Consider the following 16,152-nt stretch of genomic DNA (forward strand, 5'->3'; position numbering starts at 1 on the left):
AGCTAACTGAGCTCCTCTAATTTTGCGAGATCACGAACAGCACCTTTATCTGCGCTGGTCGCCAGAAGCGCATAGGCTTTCAAAGCTGAGGATACTACGCGTTCACGATCAAGCGGTTTAAATGCGTCTTTGCCACGTGCTAACTGCTTTTCTCTACGCAGGTTGAGTTCGGTTTCATCTAACAACACATCAATTGAACGAGCATGAATATCGATGGCAACCAAGTCGCCATTTTCAATTAGCGCCAAGGTGCCACCACTAGCAGCCTCTGGCGAAGCATGGCCGATTGACAGGCCCGACGTACCACCGGAAAAGCGACCGTCCGTCAATAACGCACAATCTTTGTCTAACCCCATCGATTTTAAATAGCTGGTTGGGTAAAGCATCTCTTGCATACCCGGTCCACCTTTAGGTCCTTCATAGCGGATGATAACCACATCCCCTTTTTTAACTTGTCCGCCTAAGATCCCTTCTACCGCATCATCTTGCGACTCATAAACCACCGCAGGTCCGGTAAATTGCAGCATTTCATCCACAACCCCCGCACTTTTAACGATACAGCCATCAGGCGCGAGGTTGCCTGTCAGTACGGCTAGCCCGCCATCTTGACGAAAAGCGTGCTCAACACTGCGAATACAGCCGCCTTCACGGTCCAAATCTAATTCATCCCAACGGCACTCCTGACTCATCGCTTGAGTTGTGCGAATCCCAGCCGGGCCTGCACGATAAAAAGTCTGTGCGCGCTGGTTACTGCTATCAGATGCATCCCATCGATTAATCACCTCACCCAGTGTGCCACCAGCCACATGACCAACACTCAAATCAAGTTTATCCGCTTTGGCCAATTCATTTAGAATCGCCATAATGCCACCTGCACGGTGTACATCTTCTATATGGTACTGTTGGGTAGCGGGTGCCACCTTACATAAAAATGGTGTTTGACGAGACAATTGATCGATGTCATCCATATCAAAGTCAACACCAGCTTCTTGCGCTGCTGCAAGAATGTGAAGTACCGTATTTGATGAGCCACCCATAGCGATATCAAGTGTCATGGCGTTAGTAAAAGCGGCCTTATTTGCGATGTTACGTGGTAACACAGCATCGTTATCTTGACGATAATACGCATCACACAATGCCATGATGCGTTTTGCAGCACCATCATAAAGCTGACGACGGTCTTTGTGCGTCGCCAAAGTCGTACCATTTCCGGGCAGAGCCAAGCCAAGAGATTCTAGCAAGCAGTTCATGGAGTTGGCTGTGAACATGCCTGAACACGAACCACACGTTGGGCACGCTGAGCGCTCTACTTGATCTGAGTCTTCGTCGCTCACACTGGGATCAGCACCTTTCACCATCGCATCCACTAAATCAAGTTTAAGCTCGATATCAGCTAGGCGTGTTTTTCCAGCTTCCATGGGACCGCCAGAGACGAAAATAACTGGAATATTGAGACGCAGCGCAGCTAATAGCATCCCTGGTGTGATTTTGTCACAGTTAGAAATACACACCATGGCATCTGCGCAGTGCGCGTTTACCATGTACTCAACAGAGTCGGCGATGAGATCTCGTGAGGGTAAAGAGTACAACATTCCCCCATGGCCCATCGCAATGCCATCATCGATGGCAATGGTGTTAAACTCTCTTGGTACACCACCGGCTTCACTGATGGCTTCTGCCATGAGCTCGCTCAGTTGGTTAAGGTGAACATGGCCAGGTACAAACTGCGTATATGAATTCACGACCGCAATAATCGGTTTATGAAAGTCCTCATCCGTCATTCCTGTTGCACGCCATAATGCACGCGCCCCTGCACGTTGACGACCTTCTGTTGTAGTTTTACTGCGTAACTTAGCCATGTTGACCCCTTAACCTATTTTTAGCCGCTAACCGGCATTACCTCATTCCCAAAATATCAATACTTAAATTTGCTGATTATTCGTTTACGAAAGCCAACCAACCTTGTGGGTCGTCAGCCTGACCTTTCACTAAATCAAAATAAGCTTTTTGAAGCTCGGTTGTGATTGGTCCTCGTTTGCCCTCGCCAACTTGGATCTGGTCAACGCTGCGCACAGGTACAACCTCAGCTGCCGTGCCTACCATGAAAAACTCATCCGCAAGGTATAAGGCCTCTCTGGCTATCGGCTCTTCACGCACTTCGTAACCACGCTCTTTGGCGAGGTGAATAATCGTATCTCGTGTTAATCCGGGTAAAATACACGCTGTTGTAGGCGGGGTATAAAGCACACCTTTTCTCACAACAAATAGATTTTCTCCAGCGCCCTCACTGAGGTAGCCATTGACATCAAGCGCAATCCCTTCAACATAACCATTGCGCTTTGCTTCACCAGAGATAAGTTGCGAGGATAAGTAATTTCCACCTGCTTTTGCCGCAGTTGGCATCGTATTCGGTGCTAAACGGCTCCAAGAAGAAACACATACATCAACGCCTTGAGCGAGACTTTCGTCACCCAAATATGCGCCCCATTCCATTGCTGCAACCGTGACATCAGCAAGGTGCGATTTCGGATTTAGGCCAAGCCCGACATGACCTAAAAATGCAAACGGACGTAGGTAAGCATTTGTGAAACCATTTTCTTTTACCGCTTGCTTACACGCAGCCATGATCTCTTCCTTCGTGTAGGGAATCTCCATACGGTAAATTTTTGCAGAATCAAATAGTCGTTGAATGTGATCATCCAACCTAAAAATAGCGGGTCCATTTGGCGTGTCATAGGCACGGATCCCTTCAAAGACCGAGCTACCATAATGCAATGCATGACTGAGTACATGCGTTGTTGCTTGCTGGTAAGGGATCATTTCACCGTTGTGCCAAATAAATTCTGAAGTTTGTGTCATTATTTTAAAACCTTAATATTGTTATATTGCCTGCTGCTGTAATGTGTGCAAATCAACTGATTGCACATCCACTAGCTTATTTAATTGTGATGTTAATAGATAGATCGGCTTGTCACTGTCCACCGTCATTTTGACGTGAAACAATTCATCTTGTCCTTCCAGTTGCAATTGCATAAGACGAAATCCTCTATGGCGTGCCACACGTAGAAAACGCTCCACAGCGACGCTCTGATTTTTTACAGCCACAGTTAATTGATGTTTCATTGAGTGTTCTCCGTTATCATTTCATCATTTGCCGCACCAGGCGGTACAAGAGGCCAAACATTTTCTTTATCATCAATACAGGCATGTAAAATGTAAGGTCCTTCACTGGATACTAAATTATTGATAGCCTCATCCACTTCTGAGGCATGTGTAATTGTCTGACCTGGGATACCAAAAACCGCTGCAAGTTGTACGAAGTCTGGGTTGTCCGATAAGTTCGTTTCGCTATATCGCCCAGCAAAAAATAACTCCTGCCACTGCCTTACCATCCCGAGTCTTTGATTGTCTAAAATGACAATTTTGACCGGTAGGTTATTTCGGCGAATCGTCGCTAGTTCTTGGATATTCATCATGATTGAGCCATCACCAGAAACGGTGATTACCGTATCTTGTGGCCGCGCTATTTGCGCACCAATTGCCGCGGGTAGACCAAAGCCCATTGTGCCTGCTCCCCCACTACTCAAGTGGTTACTGGGATGACTAAACTTCATATGCTGCGCAACCCACATTTGGTGCTGACCAACATCACAGCACACGACGGTTTGCTTAGGCATATCATGGCTCAATTTATTCAGTAAGTATGGCGCAAAGACTTTCTCTCCTGGATAGTCATATCGCCATGCATAATCGCGTTTCATTTGACTGACATGTTCACGCCACTCTTGTGCTGCTAAGATCCCTTCTAGTAACGGTAAAGACGCTTTTAAATCTGCGATAAGAGACGCCGCCACAGGTTTACGCTTACCGACTTCTGCAGCATCAATATCTAGGTGGATCACTTTTGCCTTCGCGGCAAATTTTGCTAAGTTGCCAGTGACTCTGTCGTCAAATCTAGCGCCTATACAAACGAGCAAGTCACACTCTTGTACTGCTAAATTCGCCGCTTTTGTCCCATGCATACCCAGCATGCCTAGCTCATATTCGTATTCCGGTAACACACTGCCCAGTGCCTTCAAAGTAGAAACGGCTGGCATTTGTGTTCTTGCCAAAAACGCCATCAACTCGTCTTGTGCATCGGCACTTTGTACGCCACCACCCACATAGGCAATGGGTCTTTTAGCACTTTTCAGTAGCGCATTTGCCGCTTCTAATTCTTGCAATGAGGTACTGTCACATTCTTGAGTATCTGCAAGCCAAGGCGTGAAAGGAACCTGCCCTTGCTGGATATCTTTAGGGATATCAACGAGAACCGGACCCGGTCTACCGGAGGTCGCTAAATGCATCGCCTGCTGCAATACTTCAGCCAAATCCTCTACGCGCTCTACCATAAAGCTATGTTTAGTGCAGGAAAGAGACATGCCCAATACATCCACCTCTTGAAATGCATCAGAACCGATGGCCGCAGTGGGTACTTGTCCAGTGATGGCTAACAGAGGTACTGAGTCCATCATGGCATCGGCTAATGAAGTCACTAAGTTTGTAGCACCAGGGCCTGAGGTCGCAAAACATACGCCAAGCTTACCTGTACTGCGCGCATAGCCCACCGCCGCAAATCCCGCGCCTTGTTCGTGGCGTGTCAGATAGTGCTTGAGAGGCGCACCGTACAGTGCATCGTAAATCGGCATAATCGCACCACCGGGATATCCGAATACGTCTGTAACACCTTGCTTTACAAGGATGTCTATTACCATTTGTGCGCCTGTCATTGTTTTGCTCATTGCCCTTTGCTCTGTTTTTTTAGCCCTAAAACGAAAGAGCCCCCCGAACTTTTCAGTGCGGGGGGCTCTTAGCTGTTATTTTCTTACAGCACTAACCAGCCCCCGCGGTAATAATAATCACCACGTTGATAATCACGACTAGTAGAGTTGCTGTATGTAACATAAATTCTTAACCTAATTTCTTAGTCTGTACTGCGAAACAATTTGGGCATAAAAAGCTGTCTGCCCGTTCTTTATTCTATTAGTAACCCGCGTGTGGCACCAAGTCAACCATAAAATCTATGCTTTATTAAATCACCAAGTCTATACAAAAGAAATTAAAAACCTAAAACAAAACAATTTTAGAAAAATTTTTTCATTTACCTCTAAAAAGTATGCCCTTAAGTCAATTCGCTCCTGAATAAAAAACAACTTTATGCATAGCATTTTTGAGTATTAAATTTTTGTGATTTACTTCCTCATTTGATTATGATGTTCACTTAGACCCGATAAGGAGACTTGTGTGAAACTAAAATTAACCATAGTGCAGAGCCTATTTCTATTCCTTGCACTCTTTCTCAGTACCTTAAGCCAAGCAGCCCCAGCACTGTGGAGCGTAGAAAAAAATGGCGTAACATCTTATATATTCGGTACCGTTCATGTCGGTGATGTCAGTATGGATGGACTACCTGCTCAAGTAAAAGAGGCAATTAATCGTTCAAAATACACCATCGTTGAATTGGATATGAGTGACTTATCCCCATTGGAGCTACAACAAAAAATCGCTCACTTTGTCGCCAGCAAAAACTTTAAACCGCTTCATGAAGCGCTCTCCCCGCCTATATACAAGCAACTTAAAACGTACTTTTCACAGCGAGGAATTAATATCGAATTATTTCGTGGTCAGCCTGTCTGGATGGTAATGCTCACAATCATTCAGCTTGAGTATCAAAAAGCGGGATACAGTGAACAATTTGGCATTGATAAACAGGTTATTGCCCATGCTAAACAGCACAGCAAAGTCATCAAGCCACTGGAAACATTCGAACAACAGCTCACTATGTTTAGTGAGATTGCAAAAATGAGCGATGAAATGATGACACAAACTTTATCGCAGATGAAAGACACACAATCCTTTATCAACGACATGATAGCGGCATGGAAAACAGGTGATCAGAAGCGGTTGGAAAACTATTATCATTTGAGCTTTGACGACTCGCAATATGCGCGTCTTGCTGAACAGGTGTTGCTGATAGATCGAAACCACGCATGGGCCAAAACACTCGTGCCAGCTCTGGCACAAGAGCCGCATTTTATTGCTGTTGGGGCACTACATTTGCCACTAGAACACGGCTTACTCACGCTTTTAAAGGCGCAAGGCTTTACGATAAAAAGACTTTAAAACCCATAGCATGAGTGCGTTTTTAGACGCATTCATGCTTTTTCCTGCCCTCGTTTATCCTGTTTTTAAACCTTTTCTGTTCGGGTTGCGACCAATAGGTATATTAATAATCAATGAATGGAGCATTGTATGCATAAATTATATTGGCTACCGCTGTCTTTAAGTGTTATGTGGCAGGCACAAGCAACCCAAACTCATACTATTTCAGAGCAGTTTCCTATCGCTTCAAATCAATCATTAGAAATTTCTTTTCCGGTAGGCAAACTCAACGTAGAAACCTATCAAGGGGACTCAATTCAAGTGAATATTGAATTGAGAGAGAAAGAAGAAGGCTGGTTTGGTAAAACAGATTTAAGCGCAATTAGGCTTGAGCGACAGCAGCAAAACCAAGAGATATACCTCACCATAGACGAAGAAACAGTAGAGCAGACTTGGCACGTTAAAATGCCAGCTTCGTTACTACTTGAGGCCGAGTTAGGTGTTGGAAATATCAATATTGATGCGCTTGCTAACAGTGCCGAAATTGAAGTTGGTGTTGGTAATGTCAAGATCCAAAGTGGTTTGAAAGATTATCAAAGTGTCGAATTAGAGTCTGGTGTCGGAAAAACAAAACTGAAGAATTTTTCAGGTAAATCTAATCACGAAAAATCGATGGTTGGGTCGACAACCAAATATCGTGGTCACGGCAAATACCAATTAGAGGTCGACGTAGGTGTGGGTAATATTAAAGTTACTCACTGAGCGCAGTGGGGATCAGCAGCGCTTCGACTTTTTCTTGAAGTGCTGCAAAATCAACCGGTTTGAAAAGATGGGTGCTGGCGCCTAATTCATACACTCGCGCAATAGATTGTTCCGATGTATTTGCAGTAAGAACGAGTATTGGCAACTCCAACCCCAACGATTGTCGAATGAGCTTAATCGCTAAAAAGCCATCCATAATAGGCATATTCAAGTCCATAATCACTAAGGAAAACTCTTCATTTTGCAATGCGTTAATAGCTTCTTGACCATTAATGGTATGCACAACACGCAAGCTGAGCTTCTCCAGCATAGAAATAACGATCCGCGCATTTAATAAATTATCTTCAACTAATAGCACTTTTTGTGCAGTTCCCTGCTGGTGAGGCGCTGAAGATTTCTGTAAGATCAATTTTACTGGAAGCTCCAACTTTACTTTTGTACCGCTAGGGTCACACTCACTGAACACCATTTTCCCGCCCATCATACTTACCAGTAAACGAGCCCGGGCCAACCCAAGTTGCATTCCCTGATAGTTTTTTGTCTCTTCCTCATTGTTTTTAATCCCCGTCATGCCGAGGCCAGTATCTGAAATTTCACACACCATGCTCGCCTGCTCATGTGCACCAAATACCCCAAATGCCGATATATTCACTTTTCCGTGTTCGGTAAACTTAACCGCATTACCTAATAACTCACCGACTAGCCACGCAACTCGATTGTGGTCACACTCTACCACCTGATTCAATTCATCCCCAATATCCACTTCAAACTGCAACTGTTTGTTACTCGCGACCCCTTCATAGGTCGAGATTGGCAAATCTAATGTGTCAGCTAGGCGAGCAACTTTGGTTTCTAGCTTTATATTTTTCTGCTCAGACAGTGCGTTATAATCATCAATGGATGACAGTAGGACATGTAATTGCTGCGCACTTCGACTAACGATGTCTAAATGTGCTTGCTTTTTTGTTTCTTGGTATAAATGTAAATATCCCAAGATTGCCTGCAATGGGGTGCGCATCTCATGACTTGCTCTAGCCAAAAACTCCCCTTTACTATGCTTCAAACGGTTAGATTCTTGCCGCATACGCTGTAAATGACTAATTTTATCTCTAATGCTGATTTCCATTGGGTAAAATATCCATCTCACTTCAATGGCTAAAATCATTAACCCTAAGATCCAAATCAGCAATTCGGCATTTTGGATTTTAGCGACTTTTGCGTTAGCAAACGCTTCATGTAACGTTACAGCTTCATCTAGCACCACCAGTATTTGTAACGCTCTGGCATTAACTTGTTCCAACTTTTCAATGCTTAACTTATTGGCAAGGGCCAGCCTATGTGCGTCAAGTAGCATCAGCAGATAGTCTTTTATCTGTGCTTCTAACGCCACAGGCTGTTGAAAGTAAAACTGCACTAATTCAGGTGATAAATGCACATATCCATCGGCATTTTTTTCAACTAAAAAAGCATGATTTGCACGTATCATCTCCAACGTTTCAAGAAATGCCTGCTCGTTCACAAACTTGTGTTGTTGCTCTTTGATATATTCGTTACCCAGTAACAAAGCCGCCTTTTGAGACAGCATCCTTTGCATCCCCGCAGTGTTTATCACATTTGCGCTGATAGACTGCTGTGAAAGCAAAACCTGCATGGTCACCATTGCAGTGGTGATCAAAATCGCCATGATGGATATCGCTAAAATATATCTCAGCCTAAAATTTTTCAGGATTTTCAACAACCGATGCGCTCCTCAAGGCCCCCAATGCCAGCAAATAAACTTTCCGATTAACTCTCTCAGTCTAGCTTATTTTTAATCTTTTACCTTTCAGAGCTTGACACCTAGATGGCCAAAATGTTTCAATCCTCCTGACCCTATTATCGCAAAATAGCTATTATTGCTGTTTTGAGGGCTGGAAGAGGTGCGTTATTCAGGTAGCTGAGTCGAGGAGAGCAAACTCCAATGACACTCAGTGAGGGGAATTAACGCCGAGAAGAAACCGTTTTTGTTTGGCGGTTTTTTCGGGCGCTTGGGCTGAATCCCAACGACTGTCACCAACATATTTGGTGGAGAGCTTCTGGTCTTAGAAAGATAAGGCCTGCCTTATTCTATTTTAAGTCCATTGCTCTTCGAATTTTAATTGTTCGAAAGATGGGCTCGCTCAACAAGCACCTAACTATCGAACAGCTTTTAAGTTCGGTAGAGATGAAATCAAACTATACCTTATCTGACTACCCATTGTGGACGGCATTAGTCACGCCGTTTGATGACAATAACCAAGTTGATTTTGCAACTTTAGAAGCATTGGTTCACGCCCAACAATCCGCGGGCAATGGGATATTACTGCTCGGCAGCACTGGTGAAGGCCTCGCACTTTCACAGCAAGAGCAACGTGATATTGTCAACTTTGTCTGTGACTTAACCCCATGTGTGCCCCTGATGGTTGCCGTTGGAGGCTCTGATCTAGCGCTTCAACTTGAGTGGGTTAAATTTTGCAATGACAAACCCATTGACGCATTTTTACTGGGTTCACCGCTTTATGCAAAACCAGGTAATGTGGGCCTCACACACTGGTTTAAAACCTTGCTAGATGCCAGTGACTTTCCTTGTATGCTTTACAATGTGCCTAGTCGCAGTGCAGTTTCAATTAGCCCTAATGTCATCGAAAACTTGTCTTCTCACCCCAACCTTTGGGCACTCAAAGAAGCCAGTGGCGACATTGCAACGTTTGAGTCATTTCGTAAGGCATCACCAGACTTGGCCATCTTCAGTGGTGATGATGGACTGATGCCCTACTTTGCACAAGCAGGAGCAGCTGGACTTATTTCTGTCGCAGCCAATGCTTGGCCACAGCAGACTGCTGAATTTGTCAGCCGCTCTCTTGCTGGGACATTTCCGAATTTATTCACCACTTGGACCGATGCCGTAAATAGCTTATTTAGCGTCGCTAATCCAATTCCGGTTAAGGTACTAATGCACTTGCAGGGCCAGCTTTCCACACCACGATTGCGACCACCGCTAACCCATTTAGAACTGACAGATACCACTTTTATTAAAACCGCAAATTCAACAATTTTATCTTGGAGTTAAGGAAGTATACATGAGCTGGTTAACCCTATTAAATAACCTCGAAAACGGCACTGTTCGCGCAGCAACACAGGACGAACAAGGCACTTGGCACGCGAATGTCGAGGTAAAACAAGGCATTTTAGAAGCATTTAGAAATGGTACTAATACAGAATACCCAGGTGGATTTGTCGACAAAGATAACTTAGCACCGCAGGGCTTCGCCGCTGACGCTGGCGTAAGAATGGTCCCGGGTGGCAGCAGTGTTCGCCGTGGCGCATATGTAGCAGCAGGCACAATTATCATGCCACCAGCCTATGTAAACATTGGTGCATATATCGATGAAGGTACAATGGTAGATAGCCATGCATTGGTTGGTTCATGTGCTCAAATTGGTAAAAATGTACACCTCAGTGCCGCGGTACAGGTTGGAGGCGTGCTTGAACCAATTGGTGCAAGCCCTGTTGTCGTTGAAGACAATGCGTTTATCGGTGCGGGCTGTGTTTTAGTTGAAGGTGTCGTGGTTAAAAAGGGCGCTGTGTTAGCCCCTGGTGTACGCCTCTCTGCCAGTATCCCAGTGTATGACTGTGTGAATGAGCGTGTACTAGAAAAAGGGGAAGCCATCCCTGAAAATGCCATTGTGATCCCAGGTTCAAGACCAGCTAAAGGAGATTGGGCTCAACAACAAGGACTAAGCCTATCGTGCGCACTGATTGTTAAATACCGCGATGAACAAAGCGACGCGGCACTTGAATTAGAAGAGGTGCTTCGCTAATGCAAACCTTGAGTACGCCAGTTAAAGCAGCGATAACCGAACTAACAGCCCAGCAACACGAACCATTTTATCTTTATGACTTAGACCAGCTGGCTAAACATTTAAAGACGATAAATGACCAATCGATTGTCAAGCTATGGTACGCAGTCAAAGCAAACCCACTGTCCGCCGTCATTCAAACCTTAGATCAAGCAGGGTTTGATTTTGACGTCGCAAGTAGTGGGGAGTTAAAGCAAGTACTGTCTCAAGGTATCGACGCTAAACGCGTACTCAACACTGGACCTGCGAAGTCTAAACAGCAAATAGAAGAATTCCTGACCCTTGGTGTAACTACCTTTGTTGCGGAAAGTGTCAATCAAGTTGCCTGGCTACAAGAAGCCGCATTGAGGCATGATACGCAACTTCGGATTTTATTGCGTGTTCAACTTCGCTGGCCAAATAATGAAAAAAATCCACTTGGTGGTGATAGCCTGACCCCTTTTGGCTTAGGGGCTGACGAATGGGCAACAATCAGTTTAATTGACTATCCCAACCTAGACTTTGCGGGTTTACATATTTTCCAGTGGGGCAACATGCTCGATGCAAGCAAGCTCGCCTCGCTCTGGCAGCAAATGATTGCACCGCTCGTAAGTCTATCTAAAAGACTTAAAATGAACCTACGTATTTTGGATTTGGGTGGCGGTTTGGGTATACCTTACAGCCGCGAAGATTCTGCTATTGATTGGCAAGCAATTTTAACGAGCTTAGCCCAGTTTAAAGCCGATGCGCAAGTCGATGAGCTATGGATGGAGTTAGGTCGCTATGCAGTAGGAGAATGTGGCTATTATCTCAACCCAATCATAGAGCAAAAGAAAAACTATGGTGCAAACCAATTAATTCTAGCAGGCGGTATAAACCACCTGCTTCGCCCAGCGGTTACCGGGCAAGCTTTTCCTGCAACGTTGCTGCGAGAAAGCCAAGCAACTACGGTACCTTTTACATTACATGGCCCTTTGTGTACCGCGTTAGATAATTTAGGGGAACACCAGCTCCCAGCTGATGCCTATGAAAATGATTGGCTGTTATTTAGCCAGTGTGGTGCTTATGGCTTTACTGAGAGTATGCCTTATTTCCTGTGCCATACACTGCCCGCTGAATTTATCTATCAAGCTGGAGAGGTACGTTGCATGCGTGCCCCTCTTACACCAAGTGAGTACTTGAGGTAATTATGAATCAGATCACTCAACAAACCATTCAAGTTGGTGAGCTTGCCAATGGACAAGCATTAACGATCCCTGTGTTTACTGTTGGCGATATCCAAGCAGGTCCAAACGTATATATTCAGGCCAATATGCATGGTGCTGAAGTTCAGGGCAATGCCGTGATTTATGCTTTGCTTGAAAAATTAAAATCAGCACGGCTCGCAGGCTCCATTACCTTAGTACCTTACGCCAACCCAATTGGTTGCAACCAAAAGTCAGGCGAATTTACGCTTGGCCGTTTTGACCCAATTACAGGTGAAAATTGGAATAGACTTTATCATGACCATAGCCACCTTATTGCAGAGTTTGCGACGCGCTTTAAAGATGAGCCTGAAGAAATCATTCGTGCCGAATTCAAGCAGTTGTTGATTGAACAAACCGAGCGTTTGCTCACAGGGCCACTGCACCAATTGAAAACGGGTAAGCGTATTGCACTGCACCTCCAGCACTTAGCACATCAAGCAGATTTGGTTTTGGATTTACACACAGGCCCAGTATCAGCTAAGCATCTTTATTGCCCTGAATATGCTAAAGATAGTGCAAAGCATTTTGATATTCCGCACACCTTACTGATCCCCAATGAATTTGACGGTGCCATGGATGAAGCTTGCTTCTGCCCTTGGTGGCAACTCAGTGAGGCTTTTGCAGCACAGGGGCGAGAATTTTCAACGTTAGTTGAAGCCTTCACCGTCGAACTGGGGTCACAAGAACATATTGACCTCAAAGAAGCTGACAATGACGCCAATAGCATTCTCAGTTACCTCACTCACAAAGAGGTCATATTGGAATCAGGTTACCGGCCGCAGCCTATCACCCGCTATGCCTGTTATTTAAAAGATTATGTGGCGGTTTACGCGCCTATGGGGGGCATGATTGATTATCAAGCTTCATTAGGTGCCCATGTAAAAGCTGGAGATTCTCTGGCAACAGTGTTGCGTATGGATAAATATTGCGATGGAGAAGCACTGCAGCCAATAACCTTTGCACAAGATGGCATCGCAATCTTGCACTTTGCGTCAGCGAGCGTGAACCAAGGTACTGAACTCTATAAGTTGTTTACCAACTACTTCGAATTATAAGGCCAGCCCTAAATAGGTTTGGCACAACACATTGCGTGAGAGTAGGTAGGTCTGAGACTTACTTGCTAAGGTGTGGTGGCTCTGTCACCACCCTTTTTTCTTTTCCTGCCCCGCGCCGTTACCACTTCCCAAAAGTACCAATGCAATTTCAAACGGATCAGTGAAAATAAAAAAGCCAAAGCATTTTATTGCCTTGGCTCATAGGATGAGATAGCCAAAATATTTACGGACGAGGGATAAAGCCCACTGCATCATAGACTGCTTTTAACGTTTTCTCTGCGCGTTCGCTGGCTTTTTCGGCGCCATTACGCATGATGTTTTCAAGCAGTGTTTTGTCGGCTCTAATCTCATGAAAGCGAGACTGAATTGGCTCAAGCATCTCAACAACCGCTGCCGCAGTATCTTTTTTCAAATGGCCATACATTTTGTCTTCGTACTCTGGCACAAGCGTTTCAACGGAGCGACCTGTTGCAACAGACAATAATGTCAGCAAGTTAGACACACCGGGCTTCTCTTGACGGTCGAAGTAAATGCGTGCTTGCTCATCTGAGTCAGTAACCGCTTTTTTCAGCTTCTTCTCAATTTTCTTCGGTTCATCTAACAGCAGTACAAAACCGTTCGGGTTTTCATCTGACTTTGACATTTTTTTCGTTGGATCTTGAAGGCTCATTACACGCGCACCCAACTCTGGAATATATGGCTCAGGCACCTTAAAAACGTCACCGTAGATATTGTTAAAGCGAGTCGCAATGTCACGCGTCAACTCTAAATGTTGCTTTTGGTCTTCCCCAACTGGGACCTGATCAGCTTGATATAGCAATATATCTGCAGCTTGCAATACCGGATAAGAGAACAAACCAACATTTACATTGTTTGCATGCTTTGATGATTTATCTTTAAATTGAGTCATACGATTCAATTCACCCATCTGCGCGTAACAGTTAAGTACCCACCCCAATTGCGCATGCTCTGGCACCTGCGACTGCACAAATAAAGCTGACTTTTCTGGGTCAATACCACATGCTGTGTACATGGCAATGCCATCTAAAACACGCTCACGTAAAGCCGCTGGATCTTGACGCACGGTAATGGCATGAAGATCAACCAGCATAAAGAAACAGTCGTGATCTTCTTGTAGCTTAAGCCACTGGTTTATGGCACCTACGTAATTGCCTATTGTCATACCACCGGTTGGCTGAATGCCACTTAATACTACTGGTTTAGTCATCTTGTTCCTTTATTTATTTCAAGTCTGAATTATTTAAAATGGGGATTATATCTAAGAACCTATCGCAGAGGTACTCTGGATTCAACTGCTTCAAATCAAAGCCCTGATTGTACCCATAAGTTAATGCGATCACTGGCATACCTGCATTGTGTGCTGCCAAAATATCGCTTTTGGAGTCGCCAATCATTATCGCTTCTTGAACTGTTAACCCGAGCTCTTTACAGGCCGCTTGTAGAGGCTCAGGATCTGGCTTTTTGTTTCCATCATCACCACATACAATAACATCAAAATATGTGTCAATGTTAAGTTTTTGCAACAACTGCAATGTAAATGCTCTATTTTTATTGGTGACGATCGCTTTTGGCATAGCTGAAAGCTCTCTCAATACGCTCTCAACATCTTGATAAAGCTGAGCATACTCTCCAATAAGTGTATGGTAATGATGCTTAAACTGTTCTGTAGCTTGTTGAATGAGTGTCTCAGATAAGTCAGGGTTGACTTCAAAGTCACAACTCAACCCTCGCATGACCAGCTTATCGATGCCATTACCGACCCAATTGCGTACTTGTGCCTCTGATACTACGGGGAAAGCCACATCTGATAGCGCCAAGTTTAACGACCAGTGCATGTCTTGCACACTATCCACTAAGGTGCCATCTAAATCAAATATAAGACCTTTCAATCTCATTAGCGTACCTTTGCCAACTCTTGGCGCATTGCATCTATCACGGTTTTATAGTCTGGTTGATTAAATATTGCGGACCCCGCCACAAACATATCAGCCCCTGCTGCCGCAATTTCTGCAATGTTTTCGACCTTCACACCACCATCAACCTCTAAGCGGATTTTTCGACCCGACGCTTCAATGCGTTCTCTGACTTGTTTTAATTTGTCTAACGTACTTGGAATAAAACTTTGACCACCAAACCCTGGATTCACAGACATCAATAAGATTTGGTCTACTTTATCCATAACATAATCTAGGCAATGTAGTGGCGTCGCAGGGTTAAGCACCAGACCTGCTTCACAACCAAGCTCTTTGATCAGTGCTAAACTGCGGTCAACGTGCTCACTCGCTTCAGGGTGAAATGTGATAATATCAGCGCCCGCCTTGGCAAAACTTGGAATTAAAGAGTCTACAGGCTTAATCATTAGGTGCACGTCGATAGGGGCTGTAATACCATAGCCTCTTAGCGCCTCGCAAATCATCGGACCAAATGTGAGATTAGGCACATAGTGGTTATCCATAACATCAAAGTGTACAACATCAGCACCGGCATTAATAACTTGCTCCACATCGCTGCCCAAACGCGCAAAGTCTGCAGATAAAATAGATGGCGCAATTAAAAATTCAGGCTGTGAACTGGCTAAAGACATGGGACCCCCTTCAAGTAAAATGTCGACGCTACTTTACCCCAATTTGCCCACAATTACACGACCAACAATTGTGCAATTTGCGAGTAAATAACAGGAATCGTAGATAAAGCGATTGTTTAATAAACATCCATAGTGTACTATTTATAGATAGCTCATCGCTGAGGGGATAGTTATGGCAACATGGCTTAAAACACGGACGGTATTGTTTGCAGCAGCTGCTGTAGTTTCAGTGGGTGTATTCTCATTTGGAAACGAAGAGATTGTGGTTACAAAGTACGAGCAATGTCAGTGCACCAATTCTAACTATAATAATTACAATGTTCCGTACTGTAAACGTGAAGCACACACAAGTTGGTTTGCTTGGTTAACAGGTGGTAGTAGTAATGCTCAATTTCACTACCTAGACTTGTTAGAACTGTTAATTGGTTCTGATGACAAGCAAGACTCTTCGTCAATTTCACAATTCTAATGCTAAACGTGGCTTG

General features: G+C 44.5%; 15 protein-coding genes and 1 riboswitch. Of the genes, 7 read left to right on the forward strand and 8 right to left on the reverse strand.

What is annotated here, in order from left to right; translation table 11 throughout:
• Nucleotides 1-2: 2 nt before the first annotated feature.
• From ilvD to ilvG, 4 genes are all read right to left on the reverse strand, one after another.
• A complete protein-coding gene (gene ilvD, locus A7985_RS20030; RefSeq protein ID WP_065792253.1) occupies nt 3-1,859 on the reverse strand; it encodes a dihydroxy-acid dehydratase in 1,857 nt (618 codons plus the stop codon).
• Nucleotides 1,860-1,935: 76 nt separating this feature from the next.
• The gene (locus A7985_RS20035; protein WP_065792254.1) at nt 1,936-2,859 is read right to left on the reverse strand and encodes a branched-chain amino acid transaminase; all 924 of its coding nucleotides are present in this window, start codon (nt 2,857-2,859) and stop codon (nt 1,936-1,938) included.
• Between the two features lie 21 nt (nt 2,860-2,880).
• On the reverse strand, nt 2,881-3,123 hold the full coding sequence (gene ilvM, locus A7985_RS20040) for an acetolactate synthase 2 small subunit (RefSeq protein WP_063356859.1): 243 nt from the start codon (nt 3,121-3,123) through the stop codon (nt 2,881-2,883).
• On the reverse strand, nt 3,120-4,769 hold the full coding sequence (gene ilvG, locus A7985_RS20045; RefSeq protein WP_065792255.1) for an acetolactate synthase 2 catalytic subunit: 1,650 nt from the start codon (nt 4,767-4,769) through the stop codon (nt 3,120-3,122). Before ilvG ends, ilvM begins: the two co-directional genes overlap by 4 nt.
• A 514-nt stretch (nt 4,770-5,283) precedes the next feature.
• Between ilvG and A7985_RS20050 the strand changes: the two genes are divergently transcribed.
• Entirely contained in the window at nt 5,284-6,162 is an 879-nt protein-coding gene (locus A7985_RS20050; RefSeq protein ID WP_256096813.1) for a TraB/GumN family protein, read from the forward strand.
• 129 nt (nt 6,163-6,291) lie between these two features.
• Nucleotides 6,292-6,903, forward strand: coding sequence for a hypothetical protein (locus tag A7985_RS20055; protein ID WP_065792256.1), 612 nt, complete (start codon nt 6,292-6,294; stop codon nt 6,901-6,903).
• Here the strand turns inward: A7985_RS20055 and A7985_RS20060 are convergent.
• The gene (locus tag A7985_RS20060; protein ID WP_065792257.1) at nt 6,893-8,587 is read right to left on the reverse strand and encodes a response regulator; all 1,695 of its coding nucleotides are present in this window, start codon (nt 8,585-8,587) and stop codon (nt 6,893-6,895) included. The two genes, A7985_RS20055 and A7985_RS20060, sit on opposite strands and share 11 nt — an antisense overlap.
• A 222-nt stretch (nt 8,588-8,809) precedes the next feature.
• A riboswitch (Lysine riboswitch) is annotated at nt 8,810-8,986 on the forward strand.
• Nucleotides 8,987-9,106: 120 nt separating this feature from the next.
• On the opposite strand from A7985_RS20060, the gene dapA reads away from it, so the two are divergent.
• Genes dapA through A7985_RS20080 form a run of 4 tightly spaced genes read left to right on the forward strand, consistent with a single transcriptional unit; the run spans nt 9,107 to nt 13,062 of the window.
• Complete coding sequence (dapA, locus tag A7985_RS20065; RefSeq protein WP_065792328.1) at nt 9,107-9,991, forward strand: 4-hydroxy-tetrahydrodipicolinate synthase; 885 nt, start codon at nt 9,107-9,109, stop codon at nt 9,989-9,991.
• A gap of 10 nt (nt 9,992-10,001) precedes the next feature.
• On the forward strand, nt 10,002-10,742 hold the full coding sequence (locus tag A7985_RS20070; RefSeq protein ID WP_065792258.1) for a 2,3,4,5-tetrahydropyridine-2,6-dicarboxylate N-succinyltransferase: 741 nt from the start codon (nt 10,002-10,004) through the stop codon (nt 10,740-10,742).
• Nucleotides 10,742-11,947: a PLP-dependent decarboxylase gene (locus A7985_RS20075; RefSeq protein ID WP_065792259.1), complete on the forward strand. Its 1,206-nt coding sequence runs from the start codon at nt 10,742-10,744 to the stop codon at nt 11,945-11,947. The genes A7985_RS20070 and A7985_RS20075 overlap by 1 nt, the downstream gene beginning before the upstream one ends.
• Nucleotides 11,948-11,949: 2 nt before the next feature.
• Complete coding sequence (locus tag A7985_RS20080; RefSeq protein WP_065792260.1) at nt 11,950-13,062, forward strand: succinylglutamate desuccinylase/aspartoacylase family protein; 1,113 nt, start codon at nt 11,950-11,952, stop codon at nt 13,060-13,062.
• 223 nt (nt 13,063-13,285) lie between these two features.
• On the opposite strand, the gene trpS is transcribed toward A7985_RS20080, so the two are convergent.
• The 3 genes from trpS to rpe are packed head-to-tail and all read right to left on the reverse strand — an operon-like array spanning nt 13,286 to nt 15,667.
• Nucleotides 13,286-14,290, reverse strand: coding sequence for a tryptophan--tRNA ligase (trpS, locus tag A7985_RS20085; RefSeq protein ID WP_065792261.1), 1,005 nt, complete (start codon nt 14,288-14,290; stop codon nt 13,286-13,288).
• 13 nt (nt 14,291-14,303) lie between these two features.
• Complete coding sequence (locus A7985_RS20090) at nt 14,304-14,978, reverse strand: phosphoglycolate phosphatase (protein WP_065792262.1); 675 nt, start codon at nt 14,976-14,978, stop codon at nt 14,304-14,306.
• Nucleotides 14,978-15,667: a ribulose-phosphate 3-epimerase gene (gene rpe / locus A7985_RS20095; protein ID WP_065792263.1), complete on the reverse strand. Its 690-nt coding sequence runs from the start codon at nt 15,665-15,667 to the stop codon at nt 14,978-14,980. Before rpe ends, A7985_RS20090 begins: the two co-directional genes overlap by 1 nt.
• A gap of 172 nt (nt 15,668-15,839) precedes the next feature.
• Here rpe and A7985_RS20100 point away from each other — a divergent pair, with 172 nt between their 5' ends.
• Nucleotides 15,840-16,136 carry a hypothetical protein gene (locus A7985_RS20100; RefSeq protein WP_065792264.1) on the forward strand — a complete coding sequence of 99 codons (297 nt, stop codon included), beginning with the start codon at nt 15,840-15,842 and terminating at the stop codon, nt 16,134-16,136.
• Nucleotides 16,137-16,152: the final 16 nt, after the last annotated feature.

The organism is Pseudoalteromonas luteoviolacea (assembly GCF_001696455.1).
GTDB classification, from domain to species: domain Bacteria; phylum Pseudomonadota; class Gammaproteobacteria; order Enterobacterales; family Alteromonadaceae; genus Pseudoalteromonas; species Pseudoalteromonas luteoviolacea_C.

Excerpts from the sequence above, each read along its gene's own strand:
- A7985_RS20080 (WP_065792260.1), top strand. The coding sequence starts at position 11,950 with ATGAATCAGATCACTCAACAAACCATTCAAGTTGGTGAGCTTGCCAAT.
- A7985_RS20090 (WP_065792262.1), bottom strand. The coding sequence starts at position 14,978 with ATGAGATTGAAAGGTCTTATATTTGATTTAGATGGCACCTTAGTGGAT.
- ilvD (WP_065792253.1), bottom strand. The coding sequence starts at position 1,859 with ATGGCTAAGTTACGCAGTAAAACTACAACAGAAGGTCGTCAACGTGCA.
- rpe (WP_065792263.1), bottom strand. The coding sequence starts at position 15,667 with ATGTCTTTAGCCAGTTCACAGCCTGAATTTTTAATTGCGCCATCTATT.
- A7985_RS20055 (WP_065792256.1), top strand. The coding sequence starts at position 6,292 with ATGCATAAATTATATTGGCTACCGCTGTCTTTAAGTGTTATGTGGCAG.
- A7985_RS20060 (WP_065792257.1), bottom strand. The coding sequence starts at position 8,587 with ATGGCGATTTTGATCACCACTGCAATGGTGACCATGCAGGTTTTGCTT.
- dapA (WP_065792328.1), top strand. The coding sequence starts at position 9,107 with ATGAAATCAAACTATACCTTATCTGACTACCCATTGTGGACGGCATTA.
- A7985_RS20075 (WP_065792259.1), top strand. The coding sequence starts at position 10,742 with ATGCAAACCTTGAGTACGCCAGTTAAAGCAGCGATAACCGAACTAACA.
- A7985_RS20100 (WP_065792264.1), top strand. The coding sequence starts at position 15,840 with ATGGCAACATGGCTTAAAACACGGACGGTATTGTTTGCAGCAGCTGCT.
- ilvM (WP_063356859.1), bottom strand. The coding sequence starts at position 3,123 with ATGAAACATCAATTAACTGTGGCTGTAAAAAATCAGAGCGTCGCTGTG.
- A7985_RS20070 (WP_065792258.1), top strand. The coding sequence starts at position 10,002 with ATGAGCTGGTTAACCCTATTAAATAACCTCGAAAACGGCACTGTTCGC.
- A7985_RS20035 (WP_065792254.1), bottom strand. The coding sequence starts at position 2,859 with ATGACACAAACTTCAGAATTTATTTGGCACAACGGTGAAATGATCCCT.
- trpS (WP_065792261.1), bottom strand. The coding sequence starts at position 14,290 with ATGACTAAACCAGTAGTATTAAGTGGCATTCAGCCAACCGGTGGTATG.
- ilvG (WP_065792255.1), bottom strand. The coding sequence starts at position 4,769 with ATGACAGGCGCACAAATGGTAATAGACATCCTTGTAAAGCAAGGTGTT.